This is a genomic window from Pseudomonas sp. NPDC090208, from assembly GCF_044746785.1.
Classification (GTDB): domain Bacteria; phylum Pseudomonadota; class Gammaproteobacteria; order Pseudomonadales; family Pseudomonadaceae; genus Aquipseudomonas.
Genome location: NZ_JBIVCU010000025.1, coordinates 13,762 through 29,748, shown reverse-complemented (window position 1 = coordinate 29,748; position 15,987 = coordinate 13,762). Strand labels below are relative to the sequence as shown.

Here is a 15,987-nt window from a genome sequence, read left to right as displayed (position 1 = left end):
GGCGCCTGTGGTAGTCAGGTTAGCGTATGACGTAAAGTCCGCATTCCTGATAGAGAGCAAGCGCTTTTGTACGATGCCTTACCGACCGCTCTTGAACTCCACCCAACTTGCGAGCGCTTTCCAGGTCTCGCTCCTCAGTCGTTTCAAATCAGCGGCCACTCACCGATGGCTCGATACTGGCCCTTATGGGATTGATAAAGGATGAATCGGTCGGCATGAAGGAGAAATTCTGGCGGGCTATCCGCCTCGGGAACGGGGAGGCGATAGTCACGTGTCAGCGTCAGATGAGGTCGAAACTCTTTCTGATCTTGATCGTGGCCGAACGGCAACATGGCCTGTTCCAGCGCGTACGACAGCCGCATCAACTCCGGTGGTGGGTCCGCTGGGGCAAGCACCAAAGCGCCCGACCTGCGCCAGACCTCCAGGCGATCCAACTCTACGGTTAGCGACCTTCCAGGCACCGTGATGCTGGAAGCTGCATCGCAAATCTCGGCGATCCGAGCCGTATCAACAGCACCGAGGAAAAGCAGGGTGAGATGAAAGTTGGCCGCCGGTACCGGACGGCCAACACGCAGAGAAAGCGATGTCCGCCATTGGGAGATCGCCTTCCTCAGCGCGGGCGGGCAGCCAAGCGCAAAGAACAGTCGTGATTGTGATTCGTTGCCCAATGCTATTTTCCTCATTGTCTCAATGTGAAAGCTGTACATGTCTACGCCAGGCAGGAACGCCATGTCGCTGACCAACTCTCGTTCAAAAACGGCAGAAAGCAGCAAGCGACGGAGGGGAGTGCATGCACTCGCGGATCGCCGTTGGGGATACTCCGGCCCTGCTGGTACAATCGGGCCAGATGATGTAACCCCCGCCGAGATTTTGCATGAACCCAGAATTGACTGAAGAAGAAATGCGCCGCGCGCTTTTCGGTAACGTTGAGCCTGCACCGCAGGTCGCGGCTGCCGCGATACCGGAACCCGTTGCCGAAGTAGTGTTCGTGAAACCCGCGGCGCCGGCAGTGAAGAAAAAAGCGGCGAAGTCGTTCACGCCCCGACTGCGAGTCACGCTCCGTGTAGGCAATGAGTTTGAAGGCAAATCGTTTGAGCTGATTCACGAAGCCGACACTCTGAGCACGCTGCTTGCCGAGCAGGAGGCCACCAAGGCAGCCAGGAAGAAGTTTCGGTATGTAGAGGTGGTCTCCGTCAAATCGATGTAGCTGTTTCTTTCGGCCGTCTCACATGACCCGCGTCTGGCCTTTGGCCGTTCGTCTGGCACCTCCGAATGGCAGGCAATAAAAAACCCGCCGAAGCGGGTTCTTTGCCATCAAATCCATCCAACGTCCTGTCAGCAGCATTCCGAGCAATGGCAGATCATCCGTGATCTCCGAGGGACTTCCTGCTCCTCGGTTGATGGGATCCAATTTATGATTTCGCACCTTGCCCGTAAATGGCTGGTTTGCTCGTCGTTGTGTAAGCCTTTTCCTACAACGGTTGCTGCTTCGATTTGCCGCGCCAGATCATGAAGGGCTCAACGTGCGCCCCTGCGTTTCTGGAAGCATCAAAGATGCGATCAGCACTTAACGATAGCGATGGTGGACTGGGTGTGGATGATGACGCTCCCAATCTCTACGGCGTTCAGCTTCTCTGCGGGCTTGCTCCCTTCGCCAATGGGCTCGACGCATCTCTTCCTGGCGGGAGTGCCACCGACCATCGTGCCAGTAGCGGTCGCCCTGGGCCAGCAGTGGTCCGGACGTAGAAGTGTTCAGGCTGACCAGGGCAGGCCACGGGTTTTCTACGGGATGGGAGATGGCTTGGGTGGCTGGCTGAATCGCCGGCGCAGTTTCAGGGATGTGCTGCATCTGCACGGCGGATACGTTGCTCGCCACTGTGAGCGAGAAGAGACCAGCCAGCAGCAGTTGGGGGAAGTAGGATTTCATTCAGGGCAACCTCAGATTAACGATTGAAGGCATGAGTAACAGCCCAGAGAGCCTTCAGGCTCGGGCAGCAGCCAACTGACCTGATCAAATAGACCTGAGATAAAAGAAAAGTTCGGAAGGTGGCCTGATTGAATAGCCATATAAAACAATAATTTACATGGTCTTTACATCGAACTGACAGAAGCGGTGCCCGACAATGCGGAAGTTGTAGAGAGTCTTCCCCAGTCGGCTGAAGGCGAATGTCCAGTTTCGCCAACAGCAGGCGGGTAGATAGGAACATCAATCGGCATTAAAACGCCGTGTCCGTGTTTGCAGGTAGAAGACAAGCTACCGGTGGGCCTTTGAAGGGTATAACTGTTCGTTGACATGAGCGATCAGATAGTCGATCAGTACGCGTACTTTCGCAGGCAGGAAGCGCGTCGGGTGGTAGAGCAACCAGATCTCACCTTGATACTTGCCTGGATCCAGCTCCCACTCGGGCAAAACATGAAGAATTCTCCCGCTCTGCAGGGCGTCTCTGGCGATGAAATCTGGAAGATTGGCGATGCCCAAATCGTTCTCGGCTGCACTCAATCGCGCGCCAGCGTGATTGGCAATGTAGCGACCTTTGACCTGAACAGACTGCGTGCGATCTCCCTGTCTTAGCCTCCAGTGACTGTCATCGGGTGTTTCCCCCAGATACACGCACTGATGCTGCGCCAGGTCCGATGGTACGGTTGGGACGCCATGACGTTCCAAATACCCGGGTGACGCGCACAGCAGCCAACGAACCATTCCCAGCGGTCGCCCGGCCAGCCCTTGCGGCGGGCGATGGGTGAGACGAATCACGAGATCCACGTCATCCGCGAGAGGGTCGGCGTCGAGATCGTTGAATACCAGCTGCACATCAATCTGCGGGTAGCGATCCAGAAATGCCGGCACAAGCGGGTGCAATACGGTCCGCGCAAACTGTGTGGGCGCGCTCAGTCTGACCCGCCCTCGAGGTGAGGAGGCGAGCTCTCCCGCTACGTCCACTGCACTGTTGGCGGCTTCAAGCATTCGGGTGCAGTGGCGGTACACCTCCATCCCGGACTCGGTCGGACGAACCCGCCGTGTTGTGCGCTCCAGCAGCTGTGCGCCCAAGGATTGCTCCAGACGCTTGATCTGTCGGCTCACCGAGGAGGGCAGAGTACCGAGCTGGCGCGCCGCCTCCGAGAAATTACCCGCGTCGATGACGCGTACCAAAAGCGCCATGTCGGCCAGTGATTCATGTAGCTGGGCAGGGGTCATGAGCATTTCATCAGGGTCATTTGTGCAACCGCAGCATAACTGATGTGTCACCCGGATGCGTTGTCTTGCCCTGTGTGCGGTTCAATACTGCCCGCCTACACAAAGGGGCGTACCAATGATCAGCCGTAGTCAATCGTTATTCATCAGCGACGTCATGCTTCTAGCCGTAGCAGTGGTGTGGGGCACAAGCTATGGGGTCGTGAAATCCGCTCTGGTGTTTTACCCGGTATTGGGATTGCTGGCCCTGAGATTTGCAATCACCTTCATCATCCTGAGCCCGGCGCTGCGGCAGCTTGCTGGATTACCGCTGCGCGGATATCTGGGGCTGTTGAGCACGGGGTTGCTGCTACTGGCGATTTTCCTGAGCGAGACATTCGGGCTGCTTTACACCTCCGCCACAAACGCGGCATTTCTTATCAGCCTCTGTGTGATGCTCACGCCTTTGGTCGAGTGGTTCTGGCTGAAAAGAAAGCCCACCCAACAGGAGTGGTTGGCGGTGGGCATCTCCGTCATCGGTGCTGTACTGATGACCCAGCACGGTCAGTTCGAAGTGAACGCCGGTGATGCCCTGATATTGCTGGCTGCGTTGTGCAGGGCAGTGCAGGTCTGCCTGATCAAACGCGTCGTCCAGGCCCGCCAGATTCCCGCGTTGTCTGTGACTGCACTGCAGTCTGGGGTTGTTGCATCAGGCTGCATGCTGCTGACGTTTGTCACCATGCCTGCGCCGATGGAGAGCCTTGCCAAGGTCTCCGATCCCACGGCTTTTTGGGGCTACGTGGGCTACCTGGTCCTGGCATGTACGCTCTTCGCTTTTTTTGCCCAGAATTACGCGATAAAGCGGAGCAACCCTACAAGGGTCTCACTGCTGATGGGCAGCGAACCCATATTTGGCGGGATATTTGCCATGCTCTGGCTCAATGAGCCCATCACCGTTCAAAGCTGGATAGGGGGCATCTTGATTTTTTCATCGTGCATTCTTGCCAGTAAAAACTGGTCGTTCTTGCGGGCAAAGGCAGCGGCTCCCATTACTTGATAGCGCAGCACAGGAGATATGTGCAGTGGGGTGATCGCCGTGATATCGCCCCACTGGCCTTCCCTGGCTTGTGCGTCTTCAGGCAATGCTCGCGCCGCCATCGACCAACAGGGTAGAGCCTGTCGCGTAAGGCGTGCTGGCCAGATAGACAATGGCATTGGCGATGTCTTCGGGCTGGCCGACCACTTGCGCTGGCAAGCGTGCAGCGGCGCTGTCGTACATGGCCTGAGGGGCGTCGTCGGACAGCTTCGACCACAGCGGTGTGGCGATAAGGCCGGGGGAGACGGTGTTGACGCGCACCGGTGACAATTCCAGCGCCAGCCCGCGGGACAAGGCTTCCAGCGCCGCGTTGATCGCGCCTTGCAGCACCGACGCTTTGCTGGGGCGTACGCTGAGGAAGCCCGAGACAAACGTCAGCGAGCCACCTGCGTTGATCTGCACCGCCGCGGCCACGCGGTAGGCGCCCCAGAATTTGCTGTTCATCGCCGCATAGGCATCGTCGAGTGCCAGTGTGCGAACCGGGCCGCCGGGTGTCTGCGCCGCCGAAATCACTACATGGTCGAACGATCCGGCGGTCGCAAAATACTGGCTGACGGCAGCTTCGTCGGTGGTGTCGAGCACCACGGTCTGAATGCGGCCGTCGATGCTGGCAGCCACTGTATCCAGTCGGGACTGATTGCGTGAAGCGATGGTGACCTGCGCGCCGAGGCGGGCGAATGCGCTGGCAGTGGCGGCGCCGATGCCGGAGCTGCCGCCGATGATCAGAACCTTGGCTTGGGTGAAGTCTTTCATGGTGGTGTCCTTTCAGGTGGGGTGATTTCAGTGCGTAACGATCAGTTCGATGGTCAGGCCGGCAGCGAGGGTGACCCAGAGCTGACGATCCGTGCGGTCATCGCTGGCGCTGAGCTGGTAGGCGATGCCGTGGCCGTGCAGGCGATCGACTAGTGCGTCCCACTCGTCGAGACTGGCGACCCGCAGGGCGATGTGGTCGATGCGGGGGGCAACACGCATGGCCGGTGATCCGCCGGTGGCCTGGGTGAGATGGATCAGCGCTCGGCCTTCGTGATAAAGCCAGGCACCGGGTACGCCGAAGCTCGGGCGGGGCCCTGCGGTAAATCCCAGGACCTGGGTGAAGAAACCGACGGTCTGCGGCAGATCCGGGGTGACGATGTTGGCGTGGTCCAGATGCATGACGGTGTACCGATAAACGAATGAAGTGATCTCATTCTGCAAATCGGGCGTGCATTTGATAATTGAGCTTGTGCTTGATGGATTTTCAAAATATTTGGAAATGTCGGTGATGCAGCGCATTTCAAGGCGGCGTGAGCGACACCCCTGAAATCCCCATGGAACCCATCAGCCCCTGCCAGCCACTCAGCAGCAGGTTTCCATGGATGATTGCTCATGCCACTCCAGTTCCTTCCTTCCCGCGCGACCATGCAGCAACTGGGCGCTTCGATCATGGGCCGTCAGGGCGTGCGCCCACCGGACGAAGGGCCGAACGCCGGCGCCGAGTTACAGCCGTTGGGGCCGCGGCGCAATATCGGCATGTCGATCGGGGGCGGTGGCCGGGTCGAGCTGACCGACCGCTCGGAAGGGGGGCGCCTGGGCAATGAGCAGCGCCTGTTGGACGAAATCCTCAACAAGCCGGGTCAGTCGTTCGAGCGCTACCAGCGTGACGGCCGGCTGATCGACCGCCAGGGTTTTACCGTCAAGGCCGATGCCGCCGGTCATTCGGTCTACGCCTTTGTGTCGTCGCGGCCGCATCGCGCCGAGACCGGAGCGCAGCCTGTCGGTGTTTTCGACCGTACCCACCAGGGGCAGAAAAGCGGCATTTTCCAGAGCGCCGACGGCCAGGCGTGGACGCTGCATGACAAGCGGCTGTACCGTTTCGATGACGCCGGCAGCTGGCAGGCAGACGCTCTTCCTGAAGGGCACGACGGCAAGTTCAAGGCGCTGACGCAGAAGGGCGATGACGTCTTTGCCATGGACGAACAGGGCAGTGTCTGGCAACTGGGCGGCGCGACGCCTGCGCAGGTGCCGTTTGCCCATCCGGTCAGCGCAATTGCGGCGCAGGGCGAGCATTGGCTGGGTGTGGCTGCCCACGGCGACTCGTTTCATCTGCATGAGTCGGGGGCGAACGGACGCGCCACCGAGCTGACCGTTGGCGGCCGGCAGATCGGCGATGCCAAGGCCGACAAGCCGTCGGCGATTGGCCTGGCGGGGCGCCATCTGCTGATGATCGACGGTGGCGGGCGGCTGCACATCGGTGCGTTTCCCCATCGCAGCCAATGGCCGGCGCAACTGAATCTCAGGGCGCACGCGGCCGAACGTCTGGCCACCGAAGGCTTTGGGCAGATGACCTTCAGCGCACTGTTCAACGATCTGGAAGGCAACCTGCACGCACGCTTCAAGGACGGCCACGGCAAGGAGCACACGGCGCAGTGGAACCCGGCTCTGGGTGATTTCGAGTCGGGCTGGAACCTCAGTCAGTCGACCGCGGTGGTCAAGCAGAACGGCTTGCCGGCCATCACCCCCGATGCCCACGAGCGGATTCATCTGGACGGCGGCAGCGTCGCTCAGAAAGACGGGCAACTGCTGGTGCATGACCCGCGCACCGGAGCCTGGGGCAAGGGCTCGGAGGCAGACTTGCAAGACCTGCATCAAGGCAACGACGGCTTTGCGTATATCGTCAGCAAGGAGGGGGCGGTCAAGCGTCTGGCGGTGCAGGCGCAGGCCCTGTCGCGCACGCTCGGCAGCGGCCCGGACCTCACCGTCGGTCATGGCACCGAAGCCAAGGCCGGCGCGACCTTGCGCGGCGCCCACGATGTGGTGGCAGAAAAGCTCGCGGTGCTCAATGACGACCGTTACGTCACCCTCAGCGACGGCCACCTGCGTACCCACGATCAGCGGGGTACGGTGCAGGAGCTGCCGCCGTTGCCGGGGCTGGGAGACTACGAAACCCTGGGCATTCCCGATCCCCATGATGTCGATCAACGGCACATTCAGGATCTGAGCATCGCCGACGGCAATCTCTACGTACTCAAGGCCGGGACGTTATACCGCATGGACGCCGGGCACTGGCAGGGCGGCAAGCAGGGCGTGGGTGTCCATCATCAGGATCAGTCCGCCTGGACGCCGATTGATTTACCCGGCGGGGTGACGCCCGAGAGCATCCGCACTTCCACCCACGGTGAATTGCTGGTGCGCCACGGCGGGACCGAGCAACGGCTGGAAGCGGATGGCAGCCTGGGCGCGGCCACCGCCGACAACCCCAGATTGACGACCCAGCACGCGTTGCATGAGCGGCTGGCCGAGCGTGAGCAGACCCTGGGTAGTCTCGCCCGGCACGGCAACCTGAAAGTCGGCGCCAGCGTGTTTGGCCGCAACGGCATGGAAACGGTCAAGCCCAAGGAGGCAGCACCGACCTCCCTGCAATACGTGAAATCCCACGTGCGGCTCAAGGCGGCGCTGCAGAAGCCGTTCGACAAGGCCACCCACGCCATCAAAGGCCGACAGGGGCTGGCCGATGTCTACCAGCAGGAGGCAGATTTGCTGACACGGCTCGACCAGCGTCGCCGCCTGAACGCGACGGGCGTGCCGGCGATGGCGACGCACTTGGCGGAGATTCGTGGCAACGCGCGCTTCGCCATGAATCCCAAGGTCGAGTTGCTGACCGACGTCATTGAGCAGGTCTCGAAGAGCGTGACTGAGGACACCGAGCGCGTGTTGCGTTCACTGGCGCAGGATCACGGAGCGGTCGGCTCCAATGGTCAGGTCAACCCTGATTACCGGCCAGCCAAGCCGGTCGCCAATGACTTGCTGTTCAAGCTGGAACACTCGCTGGCGGCGTCTGGCGTTGCCGGCAGCGGGTTGAACCGTTTGCTCGGCGAGTTGCGCACGCAACGCTTTCAGGTAGGCCATCGCGACCCGCAAAAAGGGCGTGACGCTGGCGATCCGCAGGCGCTGGCCAAGGCGCGGCTGGCGCTGAATGCCGACGTGCTGTTTCAACTCAAGCAACAACTGGAACTGCTGAGCAGGGCGAGCCGCGAAGGCAACACCTCGGAAAGCCTGCTCGACGGCATGGCCAACACCCTGGAACAGACCTACGCCAAGGGCTATCTCGACGACCCGCTGCGCAAATACACCGACGCCGGTTTCCGCAGCCATCGCGAGCTGGAAGCCAGCTATGACGCGAGCAAGACCCTGCTCAAATACTTCCGCGACCCCAAGCATCCGCTGACGCAAAACCTGCGGGTCGGCATGGACGTCGCGCCGGCGCGCATAGGCGAAGAACTCACCACCGCGCTGCGTCAGCTCAAGCCACGGGAAAACCTGAAGATCAGCCGCAACTACGCTGGCAACGTCAACGGCGGGGTCAGCGGAGCGGTGACTGGGCCGGCCTATCTCGGCGGGCGTTTCAACCTTGAACCCGAGCGCACCTACGGCCTGACCTTCACCCGCTATGAGCGCGGACTCAAGGTGGCGATCAACCGCGACGGCGCCTTTGGTGGCGGCGGTAACGTTGGCTTTGGTGCCGGTATTGCCGATCATCAGGCACCCAAACAGGAAACTACTGCGAACCTGTTGCAGAACAGCAGTTGGTTCGGGATCAGCGCCGACCTGAAATACAAATACACGCAAAGCAACGCCATGAGCTTTTTCGTCCGCGACGAAGACATCGAGGCGTTCGTGCAAAACCTGGTAAGCACGCCGCTGCAAAAAAGCGGCGAAACCGAACGCGCGGTGACCGACCGTATGCACCCGTTGGACTTTCTCGATGACAGCACCGAGCAGGAACTGCGTACCGGGTCGAAACACAACGCCGACCTGGACCTCAACCTCGGTGCCGAATACCGGCTCAATGACGGGCAAATCGGCGCGCAACCGGTCAAAGGCTTCATGCGGTTTTCGGCGGGCGCGACCGGCAACGCCAACCTCGCCAGTTTCGAGCGCGAGCGGGTTCAGGGGCGCGGCTCCGATGGACTGCGTACGGACATCCGCACCGACAACCGTGTGCGTTTTCTGGAGAAGGGCGGCGTGACGGCCTATGCCCGCCTGTTCGATGCGGCGTTCAGTTCGCAGCCCAACCACGTGTTCATTTCCGGCGGCGTACCGCTGGGCGTGAGCGTCAACGTGGCGCTGGACAACAAGACCGGCAAGGCCTTCGACGTGCGCTTCAAGGACACCTTGCCGGTGCTGACGGCCGAAACCAAAGCGCTCGCCAGCTCACTGGAAAAGGCCTTCCCGCTGATTGCCGCGCCGGACTTGGCCGGCCAGAACGCGCGGCAGCAACTGGCTACGCTGGAGGGGGCCTACAACACGGCGGCGCCTGCGTCACCGCTGTCCAATGCGCAGTATTCGGCGCTGAACAGTTTGAGACAGACCCAGCGTCAGGATCAGGCGGCGCAACAGAACACCCGGCTGATGACGACCATGGATTTCATCACCAAGCAAAGCAACGTCAACCGCATCGACCACGCCAGTTACAGCAAGCGCGCCACCGACCCTGTGCGCCAGTGGCTGAGCGGCCACACAAACCCCGGCAACGCCGAGAAGGTCGCCGCGTTCATGGCCCAGGATGCGCAACTGAGCGGGTTGATCAAGGAACTGCAAAACCGCAACGGCGCCACGCGGGCCGAGATCAAGATGGAAGTGACTGACGATGCCAAGACACGGATCGATCGGGAAGCCATTGCCGGCAGCCTCAACGACGCGAGCCTGAAGCAGATTCTGGGCGATCCGCAGAACTTGCGGATCAAGAGCATTTCGGTATTCCGCAACGCCGGCAAGGAAGACGCTTTCACCCTGCCCGGGGTGTGGGTCAACTACCGCAGCGGCAGCAACCTGAGCGTCGAACGGCTGCGCGGCGAAATCACCTTCGACTACGCCCAGGGCCAGCATCAACCGGTGGGTTACAAGATGGAAGGGCAGATGACCGCCGAGCGCAACACACCGACGCTGACAGACCTGGCCGATGCCGCGAGAGGCGGCTACCGACCAACGTAAGGCAAACGCGATTCCTGTTGGACTTAACGATGATGAGGCGTCGCTTTTGTAGGCGCTGATTAGGCGATGGCAAAGCGTCGCTTTTGTAGGAGCGCGCTTGCCCGCGATAGCGTCGTGTCAGTCCCGGATATGCATCAGTCCCACCGCCATCGCGGGCAAGCGCGCTCCTACGGGTTCGGGGGACTCAGCGATGATGAGGCGTTGACTGTGTAGGAGTGAGCTTTCTCGCGATAGCGTCGTGTCAGTCCCAGATATGCTTCAGACCTACCGCCATCGCGAGCAAGCTCACTCCTACAGGTTATCCCCAACCCGCGCCGCTGACCGCTTCCTGCGCCAACGGATGCAGATCCGCGCCGTGATTGGCCGCCTGCAACGCCAGCAGCTCCTTTCTCATCCCCGGCGTCCAGAACATCTGGATATGGTTGCGCACGCCGAGCACGGCGGCTTGCGCGTCGGGCTCGGTGGCGAAGTACAGGGCGATCTGGTTGGCCATCTTGATCAGGTTGGCATCGCTCATCGACGCACCTCCGCTTTGCCTTCGGCCGCACGGGCATGGCGGCGTTCATCGAGCAGGCGTTGCTGCTCGTCGCTGAAGGCCTGGTAGCGTTTCTGCCATTCGGAAGGGTGATAGACCCGGCTGACTTCTACCGCCGTGACCTTGTATTCCGGGCAGTTGGTGGCCCAGTCGGAGTTGTCCGTGGTGATCACGTTGGCCCCCGATTCCGGGAAGTGGAACGTGGTGTAGACCACGCCCGGCGCCACCCGCTCGGTCACCCGCGCGCGCAGAACGGTCTGCCCGGCGCGGCTGCCGATACCGACCCAGTCGCCTTCGTTGATGCCCCGGCTTTCGGCGTCGGTCGGGTGGATTTCCAGACGGTCTTCCTCGTGCCAGGCAACGTTCTCGGTGCGCCGGGTCTGGGCGCCGACGTTGTACTGGCTGAGGATGCGGCCGGTGGTCAGCAGCAGCGGATAGCGGGTGTTGACCTTTTCCTCGGTCGGCACATAACCGGTGAGCATGAAGCGCCCCTTGCCGCGCACGAACTGCTCGATGTGCATGGTCGGCGTACCGTCCGGCGCTGCGGCGTTGCACGGCCATTGCAGGCTGCCATGGGCGTCCAGCGCGGCATAACTGACGTGGGTGAAGGTCGGCGTCAGGCTGGCGATTTCATCCATGATGTCCGACGGGTGCCGGTAATTCATCGGATAGCCCAGCGCATTGGCCAGCGCCACCGTGCCTTCCCAGTCGGCCTTGCCGCCCAGCGGATCCATGACCTTGCGTACCCGCGAGATACGCCGCTCGGCGTTGGTGAAGGTGCCGTCCTTCTCCAGGAACGATGCACCCGGCAGAAACACATGGGCGAACTTGGCGGTTTCGTTGAGGAAGATGTCCTGCACCACCACGCATTCCATAGACGACAGGGCGGCGGTGACGTGTTGCGTGTTCGGGTCGCTCTGGGCGATGTCCTCGCCCTGGCAGTACAGGCCCTTGAAGTTGCCTGCCAGCGCCGACTCGAACATGTTGGGAATGCGCAGGCCCGGATCGGGTTGCAGGGTGACGTTCCACGCCTGCTCGAACTGCGTGCGCACGACCTCGTTGGAGATGTGCCGGTAGCCGGGCAATTCGTGAGGGAAGGAGCCCATGTCGCAGGAGCCCTGCACGTTGTTCTGACCGCGCAGCGGGTTGACGCCGACGCCTTCGCGGCCAATGTTGCCGGTGGCCATGGCGAGGTTGGCGATGCCCATCACCGCCGTGCTGCCCTGGCTGTGTTCAGTGACGCCCAGGCCGTAATAGATCGCCGCGTTCTTGCCGCTGGCATACAGCCGGGCGGCGGCGCGAATATCGGCAGCGTTGACGCCGCAGATGAGTCCCAGCACTTCCGGCGAGTTTTCCGCACGGCTGACGAACTCGCTCCAGCGGGCGAAATCGTTGCCTTCGCAGCGGGCGTCGATAAACGCCTGATCGAGCAGGCCTTCGGTGACGATGACGTGGGCCAGAGCATTGAGCATGGCGACGTTGGTGCCGGGGCGCAGGGCCAGATGGATTTTTGCCCGGGCATGCACCGAATCCACCAGGTCGATGCGGCGCGGATCGATGACGATCAGTTGCGCGCCTTCACGCAGGCGGCGTTTGAGCTGCGAACCGAACACCGGGTGGGCATCGCTGGGGTTGGCGCCCATCACCAGAATCACGTCGGCCTGCATCACCGAGTCGAAACTCTGGGTGCCGGCGGACTCGCCCAGGGTTTGTTTCAGGCCATAGCCGGTCGGCGAATGGCAGACCCGCGCGCAGGTGTCGACGTTGTTGTTGCCAAACGCAGCACGCACCAGTTTCTGCACCAGATAGGTTTCTTCGTTGGTGCAGCGGCTGGAGGTGATGCCGCCGATGGAGTCGCGGCCATAGGTCTTCTGCAGGCGGCGGAATTCGCTGGCGGCGTAGGTCACCGCTTCATCCCAGCTGACTTCCTGCCACGGGTCGTTGATGTGCTTGCGGATCATCGGCTTGGTGATGCGATCCGGGTGGGTGGCGTAGCCCCAGGCAAAGCGGCCCTTCACGCAGGAGTGGCCATGGTTGGCCTGGCCGTTCTTGTCCGGGACCATGCGCACCAGTTGGTCGCCCTTCATCTCGGCGCGGAACGAGCAGCCCACGCCGCAGTAGGCGCAGGTGGTGATGACGCTACGTTCCGGCTGGCCCATTTCGACCACGCTCTTTTCCATCAGCGTGGCGGTGGGGCAGGCCTGCACACAGGCGCCGCAGGACACGCATTCGGAGTCGAGGAAGTTTTCGCCGCCGGCGGCCGCCACCCGCGAGTCGAAGCCGCGCCCGGTGATGGTCAGCGCGAACGTGCCCTGGGTTTCTTCACAGGCTCGCACGCAGCGGCTGCAAACGATGCACTTGCTCGGGTCGTATTCGAAGTAGGGGTTGGAGGTGTCTTTCTTGTCCGCCAGATGGTTCTCGCCGGCGTAGCCGTAACGCACTTCGCGCAGGCCGACCTGACCGGCCACGGTTTGCAGCTCGCAGTTGCCGTTGGCCGAGCAGGTCAGGCAATCGAGCGGGTGGTCGGAGATGTACAACTCCATGACATTGCGCCGCAGCGTGGCCAGTTTCGAGGTCTGGGTGTGGACGTTCATGCCTTCGCTGACCGGCGTGGTGCAGGACGCCGGGTAGCCGCGCATGCCGTCGATTTCCACCAGGCACATTCGGCACGAGCCGAACGCTTCCAGGCTGTCGCTGGCGCACAGTTTGGGAATGGTGGTGCCCATCAGGGCCGCGGCGCGCATCACCGAAGTGCCTTCCGGCACGCTGATGCTGCGGCCGTCGATGGTCAGCGTCACCTGAACGTCGCTCTGGCGAGCCGGGGTGCCCAGGTCCATGTCGGTTTTCGGATCGAAAATAGTGATCATTGCTCGGCCTCCGAGGCTTGCAGACCGAAGTCGGCGGGGAAGTGCTTGAGCGCGCTGGCGACCGGATAGGCAGTCATGCCGCCCAACGCACAGAGCGAACCGAACTGCAGGGTGTCGCACAGGTCCTTGAGGATGATTGCCTGCTCGTCACGACCGTGCTGGTCAGGCGCAGCCAGCAGGCGGTCGATGACCTCGACACCACGGGTCGAGCCGATCCGGCAGGGCGTGCATTTGCCGCAGGATTCTTCGGCGCAGAACTGCAAGGCGAAGCGCGCCATGTGCGCCATGTCCATCGTGTCGTCAGCCACTACCAAACCGCCATGGCCGAGCATTGCGCCGATGGCGGCGAAGGCTTCGTAATCCAGCGGCGTGTCGAACTGCTGCGGTGGCACCCAGGCGCCCAACGGCCCGCCGACCTGAACCGCTTTCAGTGGCCGACCGCTGGCAGTGCCGCCGCCGTAGTCTTCGACCAGCTCGCGCAGGGTCAGGCCGAAAGCCCGCTCGACCAGACCGCCGTGGCGAATATTGCCGGCCAACTGAAAAGGCATGGTGCCGGTCGAGCGGCCCATGCCGTAGTCGCGGTAAAACGGCGCGCCCTTGGCCAGAATCAGCGGCACCGAGGCCAAGGTCAGCACGTTATGCACCAGCGTCGGCTGGCCGAACAGGCCCTTCAGGGCAGGAATGGGCGGCTTGGCGCGAACCAGCCCGCGCTTGCCTTCGAGGGAGTCGAGCAGCGCGGTTTCCTCACCGCAGATATACGCCCCGGCGCCGACCCGCACTTCCAGATCGAAGGCCTGGCCGCTGCCGCAGACATCGGCGCCGAGATAACCCGCCGCGCGGGCGATGTTCAGCGCCTCATGCAGCGTGGCGATGGCTTGCGGGTATTCCGAGCGCACATAGATATAGCCGTAAGTCGCGCCGACGCTGAGGCCGGCGATGGTCATGCCTTCGATCAACAGGAAGGGGTCGCCTTCCATCAACATGCGGTCGGCGAAAGTGCCGGAGTCGCCTTCGTCAGCGTTGCAGACGATGTATTTCTGCGCGGCCTGAGTACCACGTACCGTGCGCCATTTGATCCCGGCGGGGAACGCCGCACCGCCGCGACCGCGCAGGCCGGAGTCGAACACCTCGGTGGCGGTCTGTTCGCCGCCGATGGCGATGGAGCGGGCCAGGCCTTCGAAACCGCCGTGGGCGCGGTAATCGTCCAGCGACAATGGCTGCGTGATCCCGGCGCGGGCGAACAGCAGGCGTTGCTGGCTTTTCAGATAAGGCAACTCTTCCACCAGCCCCAACGCCAGCGGATGGCTGACAGGATCGTTTTGCAGCGCATCGAGCAGACCGGGCACGTCGGCCTCGGTCAGCGGGCCGAAACCGATGCGCCCTTGCGGGCTGTCCACTTCCAGCAGCGGCTCCAGCCAGTACAGGCCGCGCGAACTGGTGTGGTGCAGATCCAGCGACAGATTGCGCTTTTGCGCCTCGCTGGCCAGCGCCACGGCAACCCGGTCGGCACCGACTGCGCGGGCCACCGAATCAATGGGTAAATAGAGACGCGTCATTGTGCGTCCTCCCGGCAGGCATCCAGCAGCGCATCCAGGCGCTTGGCGTCGAGTCGGGCATGCACCTGGCCGTCCAGCTCCAGCGCCGGTGAACAGGCACAGGCGCCGAGGCAATAAACAGGACGCAGGCTGATGTTGCCGTCGGCGCTGCTGCCGTGGTCGTCCAGTTGCAGACGCTCGCGCAATTGCGCCGCCAGTTGCTCGGCACCGCGACTCTGGCACGACTCTGCCCGACACAGACGCAGAATGTGCCGGGCCGGCGGCGCAGTACGAAAATCATGGTAGAAACTGATCACCCCGCGCACCTCGGCCTGGCTCTGATTGAGGGCGTGGGCGATTTCAGGGATGGCCGCGTCGGGGATATAACCCAGACCGTCCTGAATGCCATGCAGAATCGGCAGCAGTGCACCCGGGGAGCCTTTGTGGTGCTCCAGCAGGCGGTTGACCATAGGCAAAAGCGACATCTCATCAGGCATACAGCATTCCTCACGGTCACGGACAAACCAGGCGGCTGTCGGTTGTCCGAAAGTGTCGGCTGCGGCGCAGGTACCACGTCACGGGCTCGTGGATTTTCAGGCCGAGGCCAGGGCACCCTTGTCGGGCATCTTGTTGTGCCCGGTGCGATCTTCGTCGCACCTTGGATCGGGCAGAAAGGGCAGCTTGGCACGCCGCATCCGGTTTGCTGGCACAAAAGCGACGTGGCCGGTTCTCTTTACGACTGCATAAAGCGTAGACGCTGGCAGCCAATGCTGGCGCCGTGGACCCGTGCCGCACGCAAGTGAATGTATTTG

General features: G+C 62.1%; 11 protein-coding genes. 3 read left to right on the top strand and 8 right to left on the bottom strand.

Going from position 1 to position 15,987, the window contains the following annotated elements:
- Positions 1 to 143: 143 nt before the first annotated feature.
- A complete protein-coding gene (gene thpR / locus ACIPL0_RS28605) occupies positions 144 to 707 on the bottom strand; it encodes an RNA 2',3'-cyclic phosphodiesterase (protein ID WP_400602054.1) in 564 nt (187 codons plus the stop codon).
- A gap of 167 nt (positions 708 to 874) precedes the next feature.
- Here thpR and ACIPL0_RS28600 point away from each other — a divergent pair, with 167 nt between their 5' ends.
- The gene (locus tag ACIPL0_RS28600) at positions 875 to 1,207 is read left to right on the top strand and encodes a hypothetical protein (RefSeq protein WP_400602056.1); all 333 of its coding nucleotides are present in this window, start codon (positions 875 to 877) and stop codon (positions 1,205 to 1,207) included.
- A 1,047-nt stretch (positions 1,208 to 2,254) separates the two neighbouring features.
- Here ACIPL0_RS28600 and ACIPL0_RS28595 read toward each other — a convergent pair.
- A complete protein-coding gene (locus ACIPL0_RS28595; protein ID WP_400602058.1) occupies positions 2,255 to 3,196 on the bottom strand; it encodes a LysR family transcriptional regulator in 942 nt (313 codons plus the stop codon).
- Positions 3,197 to 3,311: 115 nt separating this feature from the next.
- On the opposite strand from ACIPL0_RS28595, the gene ACIPL0_RS28590 reads away from it, so the two are divergent.
- Positions 3,312 to 4,229 carry a DMT family transporter gene (locus tag ACIPL0_RS28590; protein ID WP_400602060.1) on the top strand — a complete coding sequence of 306 codons (918 nt, stop codon included), beginning with the start codon at positions 3,312 to 3,314 and terminating at the stop codon, positions 4,227 to 4,229.
- A gap of 78 nt (positions 4,230 to 4,307) precedes the next feature.
- Here ACIPL0_RS28590 and ACIPL0_RS28585 read toward each other — a convergent pair whose 3' ends face one another.
- Together ACIPL0_RS28585 and ACIPL0_RS28580 are read right to left on the bottom strand one after the other, a co-directional pair.
- On the bottom strand, positions 4,308 to 5,021 hold the full coding sequence (locus ACIPL0_RS28585) for an SDR family oxidoreductase (RefSeq protein WP_400602062.1): 714 nt from the start codon (positions 5,019 to 5,021) through the stop codon (positions 4,308 to 4,310).
- A 27-nt stretch (positions 5,022 to 5,048) separates the two neighbouring features.
- Positions 5,049 to 5,420 (bottom strand): VOC family protein, encoded by a 372-nt coding sequence (locus ACIPL0_RS28580; protein ID WP_400602064.1) that lies wholly within the window; start codon positions 5,418 to 5,420, stop codon positions 5,049 to 5,051.
- A gap of 213 nt (positions 5,421 to 5,633) precedes the next feature.
- Here ACIPL0_RS28580 and ACIPL0_RS28575 point away from each other — a divergent pair, with 213 nt between their 5' ends.
- The gene (locus tag ACIPL0_RS28575; RefSeq protein ID WP_400602066.1) at positions 5,634 to 10,238 is read left to right on the top strand and encodes an AvrE-family type 3 secretion system effector; all 4,605 of its coding nucleotides are present in this window, start codon (positions 5,634 to 5,636) and stop codon (positions 10,236 to 10,238) included.
- A gap of 298 nt (positions 10,239 to 10,536) precedes the next feature.
- On the opposite strand, the gene ACIPL0_RS28570 is transcribed toward ACIPL0_RS28575, so the two are convergent.
- From ACIPL0_RS28570 to ACIPL0_RS28555, 4 genes are read right to left on the bottom strand one after another with little or no spacing between them, the layout of a single operon-like run.
- Positions 10,537 to 10,755 carry a formate dehydrogenase subunit delta gene (locus ACIPL0_RS28570; RefSeq protein ID WP_400602067.1) on the bottom strand — a complete coding sequence of 73 codons (219 nt, stop codon included), beginning with the start codon at positions 10,753 to 10,755 and terminating at the stop codon, positions 10,537 to 10,539.
- Positions 10,752 to 13,640, bottom strand: a complete 2,889-nt coding sequence (fdhF, locus tag ACIPL0_RS28565; protein WP_400731748.1) for a formate dehydrogenase subunit alpha — start codon at positions 13,638 to 13,640, stop codon at positions 10,752 to 10,754. Before fdhF ends, ACIPL0_RS28570 begins: the two co-directional genes overlap by 4 nt.
- Entirely contained in the window at positions 13,637 to 15,196 is a 1,560-nt protein-coding gene (locus ACIPL0_RS28560) for a formate dehydrogenase beta subunit (RefSeq protein WP_400602070.1), read from the bottom strand. Before ACIPL0_RS28560 ends, fdhF begins: the two co-directional genes overlap by 4 nt.
- The gene (locus ACIPL0_RS28555) at positions 15,193 to 15,672 is read right to left on the bottom strand and encodes a formate dehydrogenase subunit gamma (RefSeq protein WP_400602072.1); all 480 of its coding nucleotides are present in this window, start codon (positions 15,670 to 15,672) and stop codon (positions 15,193 to 15,195) included. Before ACIPL0_RS28555 ends, ACIPL0_RS28560 begins: the two co-directional genes overlap by 4 nt.
- Positions 15,673 to 15,987: the final 315 nt, after the last annotated feature.

What these genes read in the sequence shown, in the direction of transcription:
- thpR (WP_400602054.1), bottom strand. Translation starts at nt 707, where the DNA reads ATGTACAGCTTTCACATTGAGACAATGAGGAAAATAGCATTGGGCAAC.
- ACIPL0_RS28600 (WP_400602056.1), top strand. Translation starts at nt 875, where the DNA reads ATGAACCCAGAATTGACTGAAGAAGAAATGCGCCGCGCGCTTTTCGGT.
- ACIPL0_RS28595 (WP_400602058.1), bottom strand. Translation starts at nt 3,196, where the DNA reads ATGACCCCTGCCCAGCTACATGAATCACTGGCCGACATGGCGCTTTTG.
- ACIPL0_RS28590 (WP_400602060.1), top strand. Translation starts at nt 3,312, where the DNA reads ATGATCAGCCGTAGTCAATCGTTATTCATCAGCGACGTCATGCTTCTA.
- ACIPL0_RS28585 (WP_400602062.1), bottom strand. Translation starts at nt 5,021, where the DNA reads ATGAAAGACTTCACCCAAGCCAAGGTTCTGATCATCGGCGGCAGCTCC.
- ACIPL0_RS28580 (WP_400602064.1), bottom strand. Translation starts at nt 5,420, where the DNA reads ATGCATCTGGACCACGCCAACATCGTCACCCCGGATCTGCCGCAGACC.
- ACIPL0_RS28575 (WP_400602066.1), top strand. Translation starts at nt 5,634, where the DNA reads ATGCCACTCCAGTTCCTTCCTTCCCGCGCGACCATGCAGCAACTGGGC.
- ACIPL0_RS28570 (WP_400602067.1), bottom strand. Translation starts at nt 10,755, where the DNA reads ATGAGCGATGCCAACCTGATCAAGATGGCCAACCAGATCGCCCTGTAC.
- fdhF (WP_400731748.1), bottom strand. Translation starts at nt 13,640, where the DNA reads ATGATCACTATTTTCGATCCGAAAACCGACATGGACCTGGGCACCCCG.
- ACIPL0_RS28560 (WP_400602070.1), bottom strand. Translation starts at nt 15,196, where the DNA reads ATGACGCGTCTCTATTTACCCATTGATTCGGTGGCCCGCGCAGTCGGT.
- ACIPL0_RS28555 (WP_400602072.1), bottom strand. Translation starts at nt 15,672, where the DNA reads ATGCCTGATGAGATGTCGCTTTTGCCTATGGTCAACCGCCTGCTGGAG.